The following is a 19,379-nucleotide window of genomic DNA, read 5'->3' as shown; positions in this document are numbered from 1 at the left end:
TTGCAAAAAAAGGCACTTATTATAGCATATTATTGGCCACCAGCTGGCGGTCCTGGTGTGCAACGCTGGTTAAAGTTTGTAAAATACTTACAGGATTATAATGTAGAACCTATTGTTTATGTTCCTGAAAATGCACATTATCCTATAGTAGATGATAGTTTAATAGATGAGATTCCCGAATCAATAAAAGTCATTAAACATCCTATAAAAGAACCTTATGGTATAGCTAACGTGTTTTTTAAAAAGAAAACGCAAACCATGAGCAAAGGGATTATTACAACGGAACATAAACAAAGCTTTATAGAGAAATTATTGCTATTTATTCGTGGTAATTTTTTTATTCCTGATGCAAGAAAGTCTTGGGTTAAACCTTCTGTTGCTTTTTTAAAAGATGTGATAGTACGAGAAAACATAGAAACAATAATAACCACAGGGCCACCACATAGCATGCATCTAATAGGATTACATTTAAAACATAAGTTAGGAGTAAAGTGGTTAGCAGATTTTCGTGATCCTTGGACAAACATAGGTTACCATAAACAATTAAAACTGTTGCCTTTTGCTAAAAAGAAACATAAAAGGTTAGAACAGCATGTACTTGAAGAAGCTAATAGGGTAATTGTAACGAGTTTTGCGACCCAAAAGGAATTTTCTCAAAAAACCAAAGTGCCTATTTCTGTAATAACAAATGGGTATGATACAGAAATGTTTCAAGATAACGTGACATTAGATACAAAGTTTAGTATTTCGCATATTGGGTCATTATTATCTAAAAGAAATCCAGAAATATTATGGAAAGTTTTAGATGATTTACTAAAAAATATTGAAGGTTTTAAAGCCGATTTTCAGCTTACTTTAGTTGGTCATGTTGGTGAAGAAGTACTTAAATCAATCCAAAAAAATAATTTAACTAATTATTTGAATAGCGCAGGGTATGTTAAACATAATCAATCTATTACATATCAAAAAAAATCACAAGTATTGTTGCTTTTAGAGATTGATTCGGTTGAAACAGAAGCCATCATCCCAGGCAAGCTTTTTGAGTATTTAGCATCGCAACGTCCTATTGTTGCTATTGGGCCAAAACAGTCTGATGTAAAAACAATTCTTAACGACACCCAAGCAGGAAAATATTTTTCTTATAATGATTACAATGCGCTTAAAAAAACTATTTTAGAGCATTACAAAGCCTTTAAAGAAGATAGTTTACAAGTAAACTCTAAGCATATAGAAAAGTACAGTAGAAAGGCTTTAACAAAGGCGTTATCAGAATTAATATAAATGGGAGTTGTAGTTAATCAATCCGCAAAAAACACCATAACAACCTATTTGGGTTTTGCAATAGGCGCTATTAATGTATTGTTTTTGTACACGCAGTTCCTTAGCCCTGAATATTTTGGGTTGATTTCCTATATATTATCTACAGCCAATATTTTAATGCCTTTAATGGCTTTTGGTGTGCATAATACCATAATAAAATTTTACTCTTCTTTTAAAAGCCGACAATCTCAAAATAGCTTTTTAACACTCATGTTGCTTCTGCCGTTGGCTATTATTATTCCGTTTGGATTTATAGGTTGGCTTTGTTTTAATGAGATAGCGAATTGGATGTCTGCAGACAATATTATTGTTAAAGATTATGTATGGTTAATTTATGTAGCAGCTGTTTCGTTTGCGTATTTTGAAGTGTTTTATGCCTGGTCTCGCGTACAGTTTCAATCTGTTTTTGGCAATTTTATGAAAGAAGTTTTTCATAGATTAGGTATTATGGTTCTCTTATTATTATTGCACTTTGAACTTTTAGCCACCGATACATTAATTTATGGCATTGTTGGGATATATATAATTAGAATGATTATAATGAAATTGTATGCTTACAGCCTTCGTTTTCCTAAGTTACAGTTGACGAAACTGCCTAACATACGATCTATTTTAAAATATACAAGTTTAATTATTTTAGCAGGGTCGGTTGCTAATATTATCTTGGAAATAGATAAATTCATGATTAACCGATATGTAGAACTAGACGACATTGCTTATTATAGTGTGGCAACATTTATTGCTACAGTAATTAGTGTTCCAGCACGCTCAATGCATCAAATCGTAAGTCCTTTAACGGCAAAATTACTTAATGAAAAAAATAAAACCGAATTAGTCCTTTTGTACAAAAAAAGCTCCTTGAATTTATTTATAATTTGTAGCTATTTATTTTTATTAATTGTTTTAAATATTAATGAGCTTTACAAGTTGATAGACGAAAGATATGCCCATGGAATTGTGGTTGTATTTGCTATTGGGATTGCTAAACTTATGGAAGGTCTTTTAGGGAATAACAATGCCATTTTATTTAATAGCGATTACTATAGAAAGATATTGCTCTTTGGGGTGCTTCTTGTGTTTATAACTATAGTGTTAAATTTAATATTCATTCCCACCTTTGGTATTAATGGTGCAGCTTTTGCATCGTTAATAGCTTTTGTTATTTACAACGTTATAAAAATATGGTTTGTTTATAGTAAGTTTAAAATGATGCCTTTTACTGCAAATACAGGCAAAGTACTTGTCTTACTATTGGTTAGTTTAGGTATTTTTTACTATTGGGATTTTACTTGGCATCCAGCTGTTAGTATTCTAATTAAAAGTATATTAATTAGTTGTTTTTATGGGGTTGTTGTGTATACTTTAAATTTATCAGAAGATATTACAGTGCTTATAAACCGAATTATAAAGCGTTAAAAAAGGGAAAATCCCACGATGTTGCTTTGAGGCAAACTTAATCGCAGGACTTTCCAACTAACCAACCAAAAATCTTATTATCTTCTTCCTCTATTTTTATTACTGTTAGAGGCAACTAGTCTTTTATTTTGTGACCTTGTATTATACTTACGTGTATTTACACGATTTGGTTTTCGTACTTTAGAATTATTTCTCCCTTTTATATTATTAGACACACGTTGTCTTGATTTTGTCACATTTTTATTAGGATTTTTACTTCTAGATCTAGATGTTTTCCTAGATATAACGCTTGGTTTGCTTGATCGTGTAGTAATTCTATCAACCGATCTTGCAGAACGATTTCTATTAATATTTTTACGAGATCTAACCGAAGTATTATTAGGCTGTCTTGTTCTATTGTTAGCAACACGATGTCTCGTAGCCGATGTTCTGCTTCTTGTTATTGTTGTTCCACGTCTATTAGCAACAGCAGTTCTAGGTCTGTAATTATTTCTATACGGTGTTGTAAACCTATGACGTATTGGTCTGTAATGATTTCTATATGGTCTATTGTACACAACACAATGTGCTACTGGTGGAACCACATAAAACCTGTGCCATGGTCTATAAACATAACTTCTGTTATATCTATTTATAAATCCTGTATAATGTGTAAATACACGATTTCTATAATGAACATATAATCCGCCAACACGCGAAACATAGCCAAAACCATTATAGCTTATATGTATATTTCCTACACGGCTAATACGGCCATAATAATCATAATAAATAGGAATATGCTCTATTTGTATTACGGCTCCAAACTCATCGTATTGTACATAACCATTGTAGTTGTATCCTGAATTAAAACTAATATTTAATCCAGGTGTATTTATGGCTACATTTACATTAGGCCCATATTGTGGCATATAAAAATCAAACTGTCCATCTGGAAAAACCGAAAATTCAATACCACCTTCTACAAATATGAAAGAATTACCATAGCCTCTAAAGTTTGTAGCTTTAGCATTGTTTTCGTCTAAACTTGTGGTTGCATTAACAGTAAACCCTGTTAAAAGCAAAACTGTAAATAAGTGAATTAATTTTTTCATAATAATAGAATTTGTGATTCACTAGTAAAGAATCAAACAGCATGCCAAAAAATAGTTATCGTTGTTAAGTAGTTTAATTTCAGTAATTTAAATGTGTTTTTTGTCAACTTTAAATAGATGGCAATTATATTGTTTCTCTTTTTTTAAGAATATTTTTCTATTTTTAATCTGAATATTTTATTACCTATGCCAACCAACCTAAAGTCTTGCTCTAATTGTGAGCAACAGTTTTATGAATCGTATGCGTATTGCCCATATTGCGGGCAAAAGTCTAAAGAAGAACTTACTCTTGGTATTTTGTTCAACAATACCATAAGTAATTATTTCTCGGTAGATGCTAGATTTTTTAAAAGTTTTATCCCTTTAATGATAAAACCAGGTTATTTGGCTAAACGATTTATAGGTGGTAAACGGTTATTATATCTGCATCCAGCGCAAATGTATCTGTTTATTTCGGTGGTGTTTTTCTTTCTGTTTTCTTTTGTGGCTAATCAACAAGCAAGAGATATAGATACATCTTTAAAAGAGAATTTTGAGCATGCTAAAGTGGTTATGGATTCTATATCGCAAAAACCATTAGATTCTACGCAATTAGAAAACTATATAAAACCTTATACAGACAATAAGGAAGCATTAGGCTTAACAGATAAGGAGACCCAAGAATTAGATTCAATAATAAAAAACAAAAGCAATTCTAAACCCCTATTTAATTCAGGGTTTAATCAAATAAAAATAGACTCTTTAATAAACGCAGGCGCTTCAGATAAAATTATTTATAAAGAAATGGGGCTTGATGAGAATGCAAGTTGGGTGACACGAAAGTTTTATGAACAAGCCTTGAAGTTTTATAAAAGTAAAAGTGGTGGCTCTATTTTAAAGCGTTTTTACGATACTATTCCTATCGCCATGTTTTTCTTATTGCCAATTTTTGCATTATTATTAAAACTATTTTATTACAGAAAAGGAGCTTATGCTTATCATTTAGTATTTAGCTTCTACTTTTTTGCTTATTTATTTACAGTATTTAGTATTCTATTACTATGCAATTTTATATGGGCAAATTTTCCAGGTTGGCTAATGGGATTAATTATGTTATCCACATTTATTTACTTTTTTATTGCTGTAAAGCGTTTTTATGAGCAAGGTTGGATTTTGAGCTATATAAAAAGTAGTTTTATAGTTCTCTTCTTTTTCACATTATTAATACCTATAACGATATTTTTAGGCTTTTTTGCTTTTATGTATTACTAAACTCTTGCTTTAAGTATTTACCGGTTAACGATTTAGAATTCGAAATAATATCTTGTGGCATGCCATGCGCTACAAGTTCACCACCTTTATTACCGCCACTTGGCCCAAGATCTATAATATAATCGGCGCATTTAATAAGCTCTAAATTATGTTCTATTACAATAATAGAATGTCCTTTATCTATAAGCGCATTAAAGGATTTTAAAAGCTTTTTTATATCATGAAAATGAAGCCCTGTCGTTGGTTCATCAAAAATAAAAAGGGTGTTGTCGCTTTTGCTTCCTTTGCCTAAGAACGATGCTAACTTAATACGCTGTGCTTCTCCACCAGAAAGCGTAGAGGAGCTTTGCCCTAAGGTAACGTAACCTAAACCAACATCTTGAAGTGGTTGTAGCTTGTTAGTTATTTTACTTTGCTTGTGTAATTCAAAAAATGCAATAGCGTTATCTATAGTCATATTTAACACATCGTCTATAGATTTATCCATAAAAGTAACTTCAAGCACTTCTTTTTTGAATCGTTTACCACCACAAGTTTCACACGTTAAATGAACATCGGCCATAAACTGCATTTCAATAGTAACTTGGCCTTCGCCTTTACAAGTTTCGCATCGGCCACCATCAACATTAAACGAAAAATGTTTCGCTTTAAAGTTTCTTATGGTACTTAATTTTTGATTGGCAAAAAGTGCTCTAATATCATCGTAAGCTTTAATATAAGTAACTGGATTAGATCGCGAGGAGCGGCCTATGGGGTTTTGATCGACAAACTCAATGTGTTTTATGTTACTAAAATTTCCTTCAATTCTGGAAAATTGCCCTGGTTTATCACTAAAGTCGGTAAGTTGCTTTTGCAAAGCAGGGAACAGAATCTTTTTTACTAATGTACTTTTCCCGCTTCCTGAAACTCCAGTAACTACGGTAAGCATGTTTAAAGGAAAGGTAACATCAATATTTTTTAAATTGTTTTCACGCGCACCTAATATGTCGATATGATATTTTGAAGTTCTAGTTTTTTTAGCTGGTTCTATAGTTAAAGAACCATTTAAGTAACCAGCAGTTAGCGAGTCCGATTTTAAAATTGTGTTATAATCGCCTACAGCAACTACTTCGCCGCCAAATGTACCAGCTTCTGGTCCAACATCTATAATTTCGTCGGCTGCTTGCATGATATCTTTATCATGTTCGACAACAATAACTGTATTTCCTAAATCACGTAATGATTTTAAAACTTCTATTAAATTTTCGGTGTCTTTTGGGTGTAGTCCTATACTAGGTTCATCGAGGATATACATCGATCCAACTAAGCTGCTACCTAGAGAAGTTGCTAAATTTATACGTTGACTTTCGCCACCAGATAGTGTGTTTGACTTTCTGTTTAATGTTAAATAGTTTAAGCCAACTTTTTCAAGATAAGAAAGTCTATTATTTATTTCTGTTAATAAACGCTTAGCAATATCGTTATCATGTTTGCTTAACTCTAATTTCTTGAAGAATTTGGTAAGTTGATCTAATGGCATTTCTACTAAATCCGTAATACTTTTACTATTTATTTTTACATAATTAGCTTCTTTACGAAGTCTACGTCCATTACATGTTTTACAAGTAGTTTTGCCTCGATATCTGGAAAGCATAACACGATTTTGAATTTTATAAGCTTTAGCTTCTAGTTCTTCAAAAAAGGTATGAAGTCCTTCAAAGTACTTGTTTCCATTCCAAATAAGTTGTTTTTGGTCTTCTGTTAACTTAAAATAGGGTTTATGAATTGGAAAATCGAATTTATGCGAATTGTTTACGAGTTGATCTCTATACCAGCTCATACTTTCACCGCGCCATGGGAAAATGGCATTTTCATAAACAGATAGGGCAGTGTTTGGTATTACTAAATCTTCATCTATACCAATAATATCACCATAACCTTCGCATTTTGGACAAGCGCCATAAGGGTTGTTAAAACTAAATAAATGTACATTAGGTTCTAAAAAGTCAATACCATCCAATTCAAATTTATTACTAAATACGCGTTGATTTCCATCGGCTAAAGATTCTATAATACAGGATCCTTTACCTTCAAAAAAAGCAGTTTCAATAGCATCTGCTAATCTGTTATAAAAATCGTCATCATGTTTTGTAATAATTCTATCAACAACGAGAAAACTACTATCATCAACATTTTCGGGAGAAACATCGTGAAGACGTTTAACATCTCCTTTAGTTTTTATTCTAGCATACCCTTGTTGCTGTAAAACTTTAAGTTTATCTGTCATACTTCTACCTTCTTCTAAATGAATTGGAGCAAGGAGTAGGAGTTTTTCACGTTCATTAAAAGTTTTAATAAACTCAAGAACATCAGCAACGGTATCCTTTTTTACTTCGTTATGAGAAATAGGTGAGTAGGTTTTACCAATTCTAGCATATAGTAATTTAAGATAATCATAAATTTCTGTAGTTGTTCCAACGGTCGATCTAGGGTTGGTAGAGTTTACTTTTTGCTCGATAGCAATGGCGGGAGCAATACCTTTAATGTAATCTACTTTTGGCTTGTTTAATCGTCCTAAAAATTGTCTGGCGTAGCTAGATAAGCTTTCAACGTAGCGTCGTTGTCCTTCGGCATATAGTGTGTCGAAAGCTAGACTAGACTTTCCCGAACCAGAAAGTCCTGTAATAACAACAAGCTTATTTCTTGGTATAACAACATCTATATTTTTTAAGTTGTGGAGTTTTGCTCCTTTTATAATAATGTTTGTTTTTGGATTAACTTTTGAAATATCTGTTGCCATGTTTTATTGTAAAATAATTTTACAAAGATACAATTTGATTTTCAGGATTTGAAGTCTATTTCGGGTATCATAAATGTTAAAATAGCCTCTTTTTTTTGCATATTAAATATTATTGTTGTTATATTTGGGCATATTAACCTATAAATCACCGTAGTAGCCTATAGTATAATTTTACTTTTTTAAGAATTAACCCCAACACACATAGCCATTTATAGCTATGTTAAAAAGTAACGATTATGCGAAAAGAACTTATCACAGATGCTACTCTTGTAAGAAATTATATTCAAGGTAACGAAACAGCTTTAGAACAATTAATTTTAAGGCACAAAGAGCGTATTTATGGTTTTATATTTTCTAAAATATATGACCACGATATTGCTAACGATATTTTTCAAGATACTTTTATTAAGGTTATCAAAACAATTAAGAAAGGAAAGTATAACGAAGAAGGGAAGTTTTTACCTTGGGTTATGCGCATTGCCCATAATTTGGTAATTGATCACTTTAGAAAAAGCAATAGAATGCCAAAGTTTAACAATACGGGAGATTTTAATATTTTTTCGGTATTAAGTGATGATGCCTTAGATGCTGAAAAGAAAATAATAAAAAACCAAGTAGAAAGTGATGTTAGACGTTTAATAAACGAGCTTCCAGACGATCAAAAACAAGTCTTGGTTATGCGTATGTATAACGATATGAGCTTTAAAGAAATATCGGATAAAACAGGTGTTAGTATTAATACGGCATTAGGTAGAATGCGTTATGCTTTAATTAATATGAGAAAAATTATAGATAAGCATAATATTATTTTAACTAACTAAACAATAAAACATTAATAGCTTACGTTAAGTAAAGTAATTAACCCATAATAAATATTAAATGGCAAAACTTTACTCAAAGAAAAATCCTCAAAAAGAAGTTAAATTGAACCCTAAGGATGAAACCATAAAATTTATCCTAGATTATTCGAAGGCTTTAAGTGTTATAAATTGTAATAAAATGAAGTTTGAAGCGCTTCTAAACTAAACTTTGAAAGTCCTGATTAGTCATCAGGACTTTTTTGTTTTCATATATTCATTAATAACAGTTTTACGCCCAATAGTTTTTGTAATAATATCGTTTTCTAAATTCCAACCTCTGGCAGGCGAATATTCTCGTCCATACCAAATAATTTGTAAATGTAAATCGTTCCAAAGTTCTTTAGGAAATAATCGTTTAGCATCTTTTTCGGTTTGAACAACATTTTTACCATTACTTAATCCCCAACGATACATAAGCCTATGAATATGCGTATCTACAGGAAAAGCTGGAATGCCAAAAGCTTGCGATAAGACAACTGCCGCTGTTTTATGTCCAACAGCAGGTAACTCCTCTAGTTCCTCGTAAGTTTTAGGCACTTTGCCGTCATGTTTTTCAATAAGAATTTTTGATAAACCATGAATCCCTTTACTTTTCATAGGTGATAATCCAACAGGTTTAATAATGTCTCTAATGTCTTCAACCGTTAACTTTACCATATCATAAGGGTTATCGGCTTTCTCAAAAAGCAAAGGCGTAATTTGATTAACGCGAACATCGGTACTTTGCGCAGACATTAATACTGCAATAAGTAAGGTATAAGGATCTTTATGGTCTAATGGAATAGGAATAGTAGGATAGAGGTCTTTTAAGGTTTTTATAACAAAATCTACTTTTTCTTGTTTAGTCATAGTTGTATTTTTACAAAAACCAAAGTTAAGAATTATGACAGAATTAAAGCCAGGAGATCAAGCTCCAGATTTTACAGCAAAAGATGAGCAAGGTAACACGATCTCATTATCAGATTATAAAGGAAAAAAGTTAGTATTGTTTTTTTACCCTAAAGCCAGCACCCCAGGTTGCACGGCAGAGGCTTGTAATTTAAACGATAATTATAGCCGTTTTAAAGAAAAAGGATATGATATTTTAGGTGTAAGTGCCGATAGCCAAAGAAGACAAACAAATTTTAAGAATAAGTATAATTTTGCCTATCCATTATTAGCTGACGAGGATAAGTCTGTAATTAATGCTTATGGTGTTTGGGGCCCTAAAAAATTTATGGGAAAAGAGTACGATGGCATCCATAGAACAACATTTATAATAGATGAAAATGGTGTTATTGAGGATGTTATTAAAAAAGTAAAAACCAAAGCGCACACAAATCAAATTTTAGAATAAAAAAAGCGGCAATTAAGCCGCTTTTTTTATTACTCTTTTCTAAGAACTTCTTCAGCCTCAAAACCAAAAAGATTTTTCTCTTTAATGAGTTTTGAAACCCCTTCTGGGAGCATGTTTTCCCAGTTTTGTTCACCATCGGAAATCTTTTTTAAGACTTTTCTGGAGAAGACACTTAAATTTTTAGGGTCGTAGTCTGTAATATCAACCACTTTACCATTGTATTTAAAGAACTTGTATAGTTCTTTCATTCTTGGGTGTACTTTTAAGTTTTCACTATTAGTAAGCGAACCATCCTCGTTTTGCATAGGATATAAGTACACACGTAAATCTTTAAAGAATAATTTACCAAATGCTTCAAGAATGCCACCACTTAAATGGCGATAATATTTTTCATCAAAAATATCGACTAAATTGTTAACTCCCATACATAATCCCATACGGTTTTTTGTGTATTGCGAGAAGTATTCAACTAATTTGTAGTATTCTTTAAAGTTTGAAATTAACACGGTTTGACCTAATGAGCATAGTAGTTTGGCACGATCCATAAAATCTTGCTCGTCTATTTCTCCTTCGGCACGTAGGTTAGATAACGTAATTTCAAATAAAACTTGTGTGCGTTCTTTTTCTACTTTATTTTCTTTTATAAACATGTCGTAAGATTTTTTAAACATGTCCATATTTACTTTGGTTACAGGTCTAAAACTACCTCTTAACGCCAAAATATTCTTTTTATATAGTACAGCTGCAGGAAGTACATTATTGCCATCTGGAGCAAACATAACGGCATCAGTCATACCATTTTTAACTAGTTGTAAGCTCATTAAACGGTTATCCACATCTTTAAAAACTGGCCCAGCAAAGTTTATGGTATCAATTTCTAATTGATCTTTATCTAAATGATCGTAAAGATAACGCAGTAATTTTCTTGGCTCGTTATATTTATAAAAAGCACCGTAAATTAAATTGGTTCCTAAAATACCAAGTGTTTCTTGTTGTAATCGGGCATCATTTTCTTTAAAACGAATGTGAATAACAATTTCGTTATAATCCTGCTCAGGATCTATTTGATATTTAATACCTACCCAACCATGACCTTTGTATTTTTTTGCAAAGTCTATAGTAGCTACAGTGTTGGCGTAAGAAAAGAAAAGCTTATTAGGATGTTTGTCGCGTGGCAATCTTTTTTCAATAAGATTAACCTCATGATTTAACATTTTACGTAATCTAGCTTCGGTAACATAACGCTTATCGTCTTCTATGCCGTAAATAGCATCACTAAAGTCCTTATCGTAAGCCGACATTGCTTTTGCAATAGTTCCAGAAGCGCCACCAGCTCTAAAAAATTGTCTTACAGTTTCTTGTCCAGCACCAATTTCGGCAAACGTACCGTAAACGTTTTCGTTTAAATTTATACGAAGTGCTTTAGATTTTATTGATGGAATATCATCAAATTCTTTATCTCCTTTTAAGGTAATCTCCATGGTTTAATTCAGGATTAATCTTTAATACAAAGGTATTAAAAAGGTATACGAAACAAAAAAATAACCTTACTTTTGTTGTTAAAACCAAACGCTTTGAAAGTAACTTTTTTAGGTACGGGAACATCTCAAGGAATTCCTATTATTGGTAGCGATCATCCTGTTTGTTTAAGTGAAAACCCTAAAGATAAACGGCTTCGCGTGTCTGTGTTAATTGAATGGGACGATTACACGTATGTTATTGACTGTGGCCCAGATTTTAGACAACAAATGCTAAGAGCTAAATGTCATAAAATAGATGGTATTATTTTTACTCATGAGCACGCCGATCACACATCTGGACTTGACGATATACGCCCATTTTATTACCGTCAAGGGCCTATACCTATTTATGCTCAAGAACACGTTATTTCGCAACTCCGCCAACGCTTTTTTTACCTTTTTGATAGTAATAATGGATATTTAGACAAATCTGGAGTAAGCATAAATACTATAGAAAATGCGCCTTTTAACTTAGGAGATATTGAGGTTGTTCCTATTAAAGGAACACATTATAAAATTGATGTTCTTGGATTCCGATTTAATAAGTTTGCCTATTTAACTGATATGAAGTTTATTCCTGAAGAAGAAATTAAAAAGCTTAATGGTGTTGATGTTTTGGTTGTTAATGCTTTACGAGAAACACCACATCCAGCGCATTTTAATTTACAAGAAGCCATAGAACTAATAGAAAAGGTAAACCCTAAAAAAGCCTATTTAACGCATATTAGTCATTTATTAGGGTTTCATAATGAGGTAGAGGCTAATTTACCAGATTACATTTCGCTAGCTTATGATAATTTAAAAATCCAGATATGATGAAGCAAAGAATTTTTATGTACTTGTTTATTTTCACACTATTGTTTGTGGTATTTCAATATGTGAATTCTAAAAAAATACTAGAAGAATATGAAAGTAAGATTTCTACCTATGAAGAAAAGGTAAGTACGTTAGAACAAAACTTAGTAGATAATCAAGAGATGATAGCACAGCTAGAAGAAAGAACGTTTAATATGGCTCAGTTTTCTTTAGAAGATAGCGATGCTGCAATGACCTATTTTGAAGATCAGGGCTATAGAATAAGTGATTTGGTACCGTTTATAAAAGATCAACTTTACGAAACCAATTTTGCAGAAAGAGATAACCATCCTATTGTGCCTTATGCACCCATGACAGACGGTAAAATGATGATTGATGCCATTAGAATATTAAATCACAAATGGATTATTGCCAATTTTTCAGACGGTAAGTATTGGGGGGAATTGCTTATCTCTTATGAAATTACAGCGGAAAAAGAACTTAAGTTTGAATTGATAAAATCGTTTTTATATGTATCTAATATTTAATTAACTTCAAAAAAACACTTAGAAATAACTTCTCCATTTTTTGTATAACCCTCTAGTTTAATCTCAAATATACCTTTTACATCTGAAGTAAAGAATTGTATTTCATTACTTTCACCTTTTTCTTTTTGATTAACAGGAATCCATAAAAGCTGACTTCTAAAATCAGGTATGTTTTTCTTATTATTAAGACTATAATTTGGTTGATAATAAACTTTATTTTGTTGAGGCTTATAGATATTTATATTTTTCACTAAGCCCATATCATTTTTGATAGTATAATTATTACTAAATGTTTTAATAGAAACGATTCCATCATATATTTGCGATTCTTTTAAATATAATCCATTAACGATATCTATATACTTAATTTTACTTGTTTTAAAGTCAATTATACTATTTATATCCTGAATTAAGATACCATCAACCATAACTAATGGTTTTAGGTTAAGAATATCAGTATTATTATTTACATCATTTAAATCACGTACTTTAAAAAAGTATTCATTCTTTTCTTTAATTAAGGACGCAGATTGAATAATTTCTATAAAGGTTTCTTTTAAGGTAGGAAATCTTGTATAATCATCTAAAACGTACCTTTTAGCTATATTTTTATAAAATTCATCATGATTATTATAGTTTATAAGACTATCTTTTTTAACATTATAATAAGCATTTTCTATCTGATTGTAGATACTTTTTTGCTTCAATAAATTCTGAAGAGATCTATCAAGTTTTAATGGGTGAAATGTGAGATTTTCAAAATTTGAAATAAATTTCTCATTAATATTTATATTGTAGTTTTCTTTATTTTTATCTTGAATTTGAATTATTGCTTTTGATGAAGGCTGATTTTTATTTAAAAGAAACAAGAATTCGCCTTTAGAGTTGGTTTTTGCGATTTTAAAAATAAATGAATTACCAGGAAAGGATAGGGCTAAGCTTATATTATCTACTTTACTATTATCTTGAGAAATTACTTGCCCTGAAATAATTTCACCTCTTAATTCAGGTAAAAAATAATTTGTTTTTTTAAATGTTAACTTATTGCTATCTGTTTCAAGTGTTTTGTCATTAATCTTAATTGAATCTATTTTTTTTATACTTATTGTATAAAACCCTTTTTCAGGATAAGTAATTTTAAACATTCCCTTAGATCTAGTTTTTAATAAGTCATTTTTTAAATCAAGAATGCTATTATTGTTTGTAAATTTATAATTCTTAAAGAGAATGCTATCTTTATATATTACTATATTTTGGTTAGAATTACCTTTATCACTAGTAAACTGACTATTATTACTAAAAGTATTTATAATAAATATGTCTTGAATAGAATAGGGTTTTTCTAGGTTGTTTTTTGACCAATTAGTATAACCTATTAATTTATAGTGTCCTGTTTTAATAGTTGCAGGAATAAAAAAATCTCCGTAAGCAGCCCCCTTTTTAATTTTAAGTTTATGTTGAAAAATTGAGTTATTGTCTTTACCTATTAATGTAACGTACATGATTTTGCTTATGTCACTTAAAGCTTCATTATTAGTTGCTTTTTTACAATAGGCATAATAATTAAGATACTCTCCAGCTAATAATAATTGTGAGTTTATTTTTAAGTCTACAGTCTCACTAGGAATATTTGATTTTAAATAGTTAAATTGTTCTAACGATATTTGACTTTGTATATTTAAGTGAAAACTTAAATATAAAATGAACATATATTTTTTATACATAATTAATCTTCCCAAAAATCGGGTCTAATATTTGAAGCAAATGTTGAGCAATCACCACATTGCGGTTTAACAATTGTATATACACTACCTTCATGAGAGATGTAGTTATAATTTTCAGCCAAGATTTTTTGCCTTAATAATCCTCTTTCATTTGGATCACCATCCAAAGAAGTAGCGTCCTCATAATCGTAAGTCTCTAAATCACATGAATAAAAATATTCAGGTCTATTTATAGAGAAGTCATCATAACTAAAATAGATTCTTAAGGAAGAGTATGATGAAACATCAAAAAAACCAATAACTTTTTCGTTGGGATTGTTTATAGAAGAAATATTACCATATACATAACCTGGTTGATTTTGGGATAAAAAGTTGTCTAAGCTACCCAACTCATTAATTATTTCATAAAAATTATAGGCTTCCTGACTTTGTACGTATTGTTTAACTAGTATGCTATATCTTTCTCTTAATAAAGGACTATTGTTAGGTAAAAATCTTACAGGAAAATGTTCAAGTTCATTTTCTTCTATATCATTTAAAGAAGCTTGTAGAATGCCTGTTGATTTATTTGTTTTATAACAAGTACTAAGGCTTTCTTCTCTAGGTGTTAAAACAATTTCATACTCACCTGTACTTAAATCCTCAATTAAAGAGGCATCAAATACAATGGTTTCTGGAGTGATAATTTTTGCTGTTTCCTCGTATTCGTATCTAAATAAAGATGCTTCACCTGAAACACTAGTATTATTAATATATACTTGTATTCCTAAATTTCCATTATCATTAACGATTTCTTCTGCATAAACCGAAGTTATTTCGGAGGAAGGTGTTAATGTTTTTATTGTTGATTGATATTGATTGCCATTAGATGTTGTTATAAATAATCGATAAGTTTCATTTGTAGTAGCTTGAAAAATATCATTAGATAAATAGACACCATTATTTGTATGCTCAAAATTATATACTATTCCAGAGCTATTTTCCACCCATACATTGGCATTTATTACATAAGGTGATTCATTATTTTCTAACGAATAAGTTTTTGATAGTGTTACTTTTTGATGATTAGGTTCATTTGTAATTGTGCTTTCAACAACTAAGATGCTTTCAAAGGATATTGATTCGATTTCGTACGGATCCCTGCAATTCATTAATATGATCGTGAGAATTAGTAGTATAAATGTTGTTTTTTTCATTTTTTTAAAACTTAAAATTATAAGTTATTGTAGGTATAGGTATTGCAAATACAGATGTTTTGTAGGCTTTAATGCTACCACCTTCATTTACAAAATAAACAGAGTAGGGGTTACTTCTACCCAATACATTATATACAGAAATGTTCCAAAAGCTGTGAGCTAATTTTTTAATTTTGTGATTTCCCTCAATATTTATACCTAAATCTAAACGATAATAATCTGGAATCCTTAATTTATTCCTATCGCTATATACAACTTGTTGCTCTCCAGCAAAATTATATTTGCCTGTAGGGTAGGTAATTGGTCTGCCTGTTTGGTATGTAAAGTTTGCAGATATGCTATATCTATGTGTTAATTTATAATTAGCAACAACAGTAAAATCATGGGGTTTATCAAAATTTGAAGGAAAAAAATCGCCATTATTTACAATTTCTTCTTTAAAGGGGCTATCAAGTTTAATTAATGATTTAGAATAACTATAACCTAACCATCCATTAAGCTTTCCTTTTGTTTTTTTTATTAGAAATTCTATGCCATAAGCTTTACCTTCACCTTGTAATACTTCTTGTTCTATATTTTCGTTTAGATTTAAATCTGCACCTACTTTATAATCTAGAATATTATTCATGCTTTTGTAATACCCTTCCAAGCTTATTTCTAAATTGTTAGCTTGAAAGTTTTTGTACAAGCCTAAACTAAAAATATTTGCTTTTTGGGGCTCGATATTGTAATCTGATAGTTTCCAGGTGTCTGTTGGAGATTCTGTAGTATTATTAGATAGTAAATGAATATATTGTATAGTTTTATTATAGCTTCCTTTTAGGGATAAGTTTGGATTTAAAAAATATCTAAAAGAAATTCTTGCTTCTGGCCCACCGTAGGTTTTTGAAAACTCATTATTTCTAAATTCTTTAGTATCTGTAACGGTTGATGGTGATTTAATAGCATTTTCTTCATAAATATTTTCAGTGCTTTTTCCAAGTGCACCAAAGAAAGAATAACGTAAACCTACATCAATTAAAAGTTTGTCATTTATTTCAAATTCATCTGAAAGATATAAAGCAGCTTCCAAAGCCTTTTCATCATTAATTTTTCTAGCTATAATTTCAGATTCATTGCCTCTGGGTTTAATATTACCAGGATTGATGTTGTAAATTTTTCCATTTATACCATAGCTAAATTTATGTTTTTTACTATGTAAATATTTAAAATTTAATTTTAATTGAGTTTCGTTAATTTTATATCCAAAATCAAAATTTCTACTAGAGTTAGCGTCATATTCTATATCATATTTAAACTGACTATTAATAAGAATAGTTTCTAATTTATTTTTTTCATTAAAGGAGTGATTCCATTTTAAAGACATTAACTGATTATTGTATTTGAAAGTAGAGTCATTTGATATACTAAACTTATCTTTACTGTAGTAAAATGTACCTTGAATACTATTGTTTTTATTTAATTCGTGTTTGTATTTAATTATGGCATCTAGAAATGAGGCTTCACTATTTTTTAGTGATTCATCTTCAAGTAGGTTTAATACCCAATCGGAATACGTAGTTCTAAAACCAGTAACTAAAGAAGATTTTTCTTTTACAATTGGAACCTCTAAAGCTAAATTCGCTGTTACAGGACCAATAGAACCCTCTCCAGAAAACTTTTGAGTATTACCATTAATAGATTGTATATCAAAAACAGAGGACAGTCTGCCTCCAAATTCAGCAGGAATACTTGCTTTATAAATATCAAAACTACCAGTGGTAAATGGATTAAGAGCAGAAAAGAAGCCTAAAAAATGTGATGGATTATAAATTAAAGCATCGTCTAGCAATATTAAATTCTGGTCTGTCCTTCCTCCTCTTACATTAAAACCAGAAGCTCCTTCTCCTGCTGTTTTTACACCAGGCATAGTGGTTGCTACTTTAAGTATATCACGTTCTCCTAATACTAATGGTATGTTTTTTATTTCTTCAACATTTATTGTTGTTATACCAACTACAGCCGATTTAATATTTTTATCTCTACTAGCCTCTATAAGTACCTCAGAAAGTTGTTCAGCACTTTCAGATATATTAAAATTTAAATTACCATCGCTGTAAACAACAACGTTTTTAGAGACGCTATCATATCCTAAAAGATTTGTTTTAAAAGTGTTTAGTCCACTTGGTACTTCAATTTTATAATATCCATTATCATTTGTGGTAGTATACTTATCCCCTTCATTTATTAAAATTACTAAGTTCGAAATAGGTTCCTCTGTATTCGGGTCTGTAACTATTCCAGAAACCATATAAGTATCTTGACTAGAATTTGGGTTTTGTTTACCTATTGTGGTAAGGTTTATTTCAGGGCTTTTATTATATTCATTTAAAAAGACAGTAGTTTTGTTTACTAAATGTCTGTCTTCAGTATCAAAAAAACCAATGGGCAAAGATTTATGAATAATACTATTTTTTGTTAAAATAACTTTGTCTTCAAGAATGATAAAGTTAAGAGGTGTTTGAGAAAGGATTTCAGAAAGGATGTCACTTAGATTTGCATTTTTATAATCTTTAGTTATTGTTTTATCTTCAAACCAATTATGCTGATAAAAAAAAATTGAATTAGTATTTATCTCAAGTTTAATTATGGCTTGTTTTAAAGAGGTATTATTAAAGCTAATAGATATTTTTTGATTTGATTGCCCAAAAATTAGAGTAGAATAGGTTATTAAACCTAAAAAAAGAAATATTCTTTTAAACATGTTTATAAGTTAGTAGCTTTTAGATGAATAGGTGGCGGATAGTTTGTCTATACTGACAATTAATTTTTTTATAAAATCACCATAATTAATCACAGATAAATTTTTTAATCCTTCATAAGTTTTGTTAAAAACATTTTCGTTTATCAAGTTTAATTTTTTTAAATCTTTTTGAGATTTTATCTCATAGAATTTATTTGAGACCTCTACAAGATGAATACTATCTTTAATGAATAAATGTTCTACTCGATTATTTTTTATTTTATCTTTTTTCTTTTTTAAGTGTTTAATATAGTAAGATATAGTATCCCCTTTATAAATTAATTCAATATAACCTTCAACACCAATAGACTTTAGGCTAGTATTTTCAATAAAATTATAAAATGAATGATTTTTTAGTCTAAAAAAGCTTACTTTTTTGGAATCTAACTGTAAGTCAAAAAAGCTTTTGTTATTGTTTAATTTAACTACAAGAAGGTCTTTATATAAATCATATTTTAAATTTATGTTATAAAAAGGTTGGTTGTCAAAAATTAAATCTCCAATTTCAAAATGATAATACTTAAAAAATCTGAAATTACTTTTTGAGGTTCTATATTCATTTATAAACTTAGAGCCATTATAAAGTCCAGAGTTTTGAATTTTAGCTATAGAGTCGTAAGCAACATAATATTGCTTATTGTTTAATTCTGTTTGGGATTTTAGATTCTGTAGAAGAAAAAAAAGTAGAATTGAACAGGTGTATTTTAGGGTTTTAGTCATTTAGGAAATTAAACAAGAAATTTTAGCTAACATAATGA

15 protein-coding genes are annotated in these 19,379 nt (G+C 30.0%); 7 read left to right on the top strand and 8 right to left on the bottom strand.

Translation table 11 applies throughout. From position 1 onward, the window contains the following. Positions 1 to 1,281: a glycosyltransferase family 4 protein gene (locus tag EJA19_RS11880; RefSeq protein WP_125468593.1), complete on the top strand. Its 1,281-nt coding sequence runs from the start codon at positions 1 to 3 to the stop codon at positions 1,279 to 1,281. Continuing rightward, positions 1,282 to 2,736 carry an oligosaccharide flippase family protein gene (locus tag EJA19_RS11875; protein ID WP_125468592.1) on the top strand — a complete coding sequence of 485 codons (1,455 nt, stop codon included), beginning with the start codon at positions 1,282 to 1,284 and terminating at the stop codon, positions 2,734 to 2,736. It abuts the gene before it with no gap. Positions 2,737 to 2,813: 77 nt separating this feature from the next. Here the strand turns inward: EJA19_RS11875 and EJA19_RS11870 are convergent, their stop codons facing one another. Further along, complete coding sequence (locus EJA19_RS11870) at positions 2,814 to 3,830, bottom strand: hypothetical protein (protein WP_125468591.1); 1,017 nt, start codon at positions 3,828 to 3,830, stop codon at positions 2,814 to 2,816. A gap of 186 nt (positions 3,831 to 4,016) precedes the next feature. On the opposite strand from EJA19_RS11870, the gene EJA19_RS11865 reads away from it, so the two are divergent. After that, the gene (locus EJA19_RS11865) at positions 4,017 to 5,081 is read left to right on the top strand and encodes a DUF3667 domain-containing protein (protein ID WP_125468590.1); all 1,065 of its coding nucleotides are present in this window, start codon (positions 4,017 to 4,019) and stop codon (positions 5,079 to 5,081) included. On the opposite strand, the gene uvrA is transcribed toward EJA19_RS11865, so the two are convergent. Further along, positions 5,068 to 7,860, bottom strand: a complete 2,793-nt coding sequence (uvrA, locus tag EJA19_RS11860; protein ID WP_125468589.1) for an excinuclease ABC subunit UvrA — start codon at positions 7,858 to 7,860, stop codon at positions 5,068 to 5,070. The genes EJA19_RS11865 and uvrA overlap by 14 nt on opposite strands. 236 nt (positions 7,861 to 8,096) lie before the next feature. Here uvrA and EJA19_RS11855 point away from each other — a divergent pair, with 236 nt between their 5' ends. Beyond that, positions 8,097 to 8,681 carry an RNA polymerase sigma factor gene (locus EJA19_RS11855; protein WP_125468588.1) on the top strand — a complete coding sequence of 195 codons (585 nt, stop codon included), beginning with the start codon at positions 8,097 to 8,099 and terminating at the stop codon, positions 8,679 to 8,681. 228 nt (positions 8,682 to 8,909) lie between these two features. Here the strand turns inward: EJA19_RS11855 and EJA19_RS11850 are convergent, their stop codons facing one another. Beyond that, positions 8,910 to 9,569: an endonuclease III domain-containing protein gene (locus EJA19_RS11850; RefSeq protein ID WP_125468587.1), complete on the bottom strand. Its 660-nt coding sequence runs from the start codon at positions 9,567 to 9,569 to the stop codon at positions 8,910 to 8,912. A gap of 34 nt (positions 9,570 to 9,603) precedes the next feature. Between EJA19_RS11850 and bcp the strand changes: the two genes are divergently transcribed. Further along, on the top strand, positions 9,604 to 10,056 hold the full coding sequence (bcp, locus tag EJA19_RS11845) for a thioredoxin-dependent thiol peroxidase (protein WP_125468586.1): 453 nt from the start codon (positions 9,604 to 9,606) through the stop codon (positions 10,054 to 10,056). A 29-nt stretch (positions 10,057 to 10,085) separates the two neighbouring features. Here the strand turns inward: bcp and EJA19_RS11840 are convergent, their stop codons facing one another. Next, entirely contained in the window at positions 10,086 to 11,537 is a 1,452-nt protein-coding gene (locus tag EJA19_RS11840; protein WP_125468585.1) for a TonB-dependent receptor, read from the bottom strand. Between the two features lie 93 nt (positions 11,538 to 11,630). Here EJA19_RS11840 and EJA19_RS11835 point away from each other — a divergent pair, with 93 nt between their 5' ends. After that, entirely contained in the window at positions 11,631 to 12,392 is a 762-nt protein-coding gene (locus tag EJA19_RS11835) for an MBL fold metallo-hydrolase (RefSeq protein WP_125468584.1), read from the top strand. Beyond that, entirely contained in the window at positions 12,389 to 12,919 is a 531-nt protein-coding gene (locus EJA19_RS11830) for a hydrolase (protein WP_240640284.1), read from the top strand. Before EJA19_RS11835 ends, EJA19_RS11830 begins: the two co-directional genes overlap by 4 nt. Here EJA19_RS11830 and EJA19_RS11825 read toward each other — a convergent pair. From EJA19_RS11825 to EJA19_RS11810, 4 genes are read right to left on the bottom strand one after another with little or no spacing between them, the layout of a single operon-like run. Continuing rightward, the gene (locus tag EJA19_RS11825; RefSeq protein WP_125468583.1) at positions 12,916 to 14,658 is read right to left on the bottom strand and encodes a hypothetical protein; all 1,743 of its coding nucleotides are present in this window, start codon (positions 14,656 to 14,658) and stop codon (positions 12,916 to 12,918) included. The genes EJA19_RS11830 and EJA19_RS11825 overlap by 4 nt on opposite strands. After that, entirely contained in the window at positions 14,646 to 15,794 is a 1,149-nt protein-coding gene (locus EJA19_RS11820) for a DUF4249 domain-containing protein (protein ID WP_158611380.1), read from the bottom strand. The genes EJA19_RS11825 and EJA19_RS11820 overlap by 13 nt, the downstream gene beginning before the upstream one ends. A gap of 49 nt (positions 15,795 to 15,843) precedes the next feature. After that, complete coding sequence (locus tag EJA19_RS11815; RefSeq protein ID WP_125468581.1) at positions 15,844 to 18,582, bottom strand: TonB-dependent receptor; 2,739 nt, start codon at positions 18,580 to 18,582, stop codon at positions 15,844 to 15,846. 9 nt (positions 18,583 to 18,591) lie between these two features. Further along, on the bottom strand, positions 18,592 to 19,341 hold the full coding sequence (locus tag EJA19_RS11810) for a hypothetical protein (protein WP_125468580.1): 750 nt from the start codon (positions 19,339 to 19,341) through the stop codon (positions 18,592 to 18,594). Between the last annotated feature and the right edge of the window lie 38 nt (positions 19,342 to 19,379).

The sequence above is a fragment of the Mangrovimonas spongiae genome (assembly GCF_003944795.1).
Taxonomy (GTDB): domain Bacteria; phylum Bacteroidota; class Bacteroidia; order Flavobacteriales; family Flavobacteriaceae; genus Mangrovimonas; species Mangrovimonas spongiae.
This window is presented reverse-complemented; position numbering and strand designations above follow the sequence as displayed.

Coding starts and splice junctions, on each gene's coding strand:
- EJA19_RS11855 (WP_125468588.1), top strand. CDS start 8,097: ATGCGAAAAGAACTTATCACAGATGCTACTCTTGTAAGAAATTATATT.
- EJA19_RS11810 (WP_125468580.1), bottom strand. CDS start 19,341: ATGACTAAAACCCTAAAATACACCTGTTCAATTCTACTTTTTTTTCTT.
- EJA19_RS11865 (WP_125468590.1), top strand. CDS start 4,017: ATGCCAACCAACCTAAAGTCTTGCTCTAATTGTGAGCAACAGTTTTAT.
- EJA19_RS11840 (WP_125468585.1), bottom strand. CDS start 11,537: ATGGAGATTACCTTAAAAGGAGATAAAGAATTTGATGATATTCCATCA.
- EJA19_RS11830 (WP_240640284.1), top strand. CDS start 12,389: ATGATGAAGCAAAGAATTTTTATGTACTTGTTTATTTTCACACTATTG.
- uvrA (WP_125468589.1), bottom strand. CDS start 7,860: ATGGCAACAGATATTTCAAAAGTTAATCCAAAAACAAACATTATTATA.
- EJA19_RS11850 (WP_125468587.1), bottom strand. CDS start 9,569: ATGACTAAACAAGAAAAAGTAGATTTTGTTATAAAAACCTTAAAAGAC.
- bcp (WP_125468586.1), top strand. CDS start 9,604: ATGACAGAATTAAAGCCAGGAGATCAAGCTCCAGATTTTACAGCAAAA.
- EJA19_RS11875 (WP_125468592.1), top strand. CDS start 1,282: ATGGGAGTTGTAGTTAATCAATCCGCAAAAAACACCATAACAACCTAT.
- EJA19_RS11820 (WP_158611380.1), bottom strand. CDS start 15,794: ATGAATTGCAGGGATCCGTACGAAATCGAATCAATATCCTTTGAAAGC.
- EJA19_RS11870 (WP_125468591.1), bottom strand. CDS start 3,830: ATGAAAAAATTAATTCACTTATTTACAGTTTTGCTTTTAACAGGGTTT.
- EJA19_RS11815 (WP_125468581.1), bottom strand. CDS start 18,582: ATGTTTAAAAGAATATTTCTTTTTTTAGGTTTAATAACCTATTCTACT.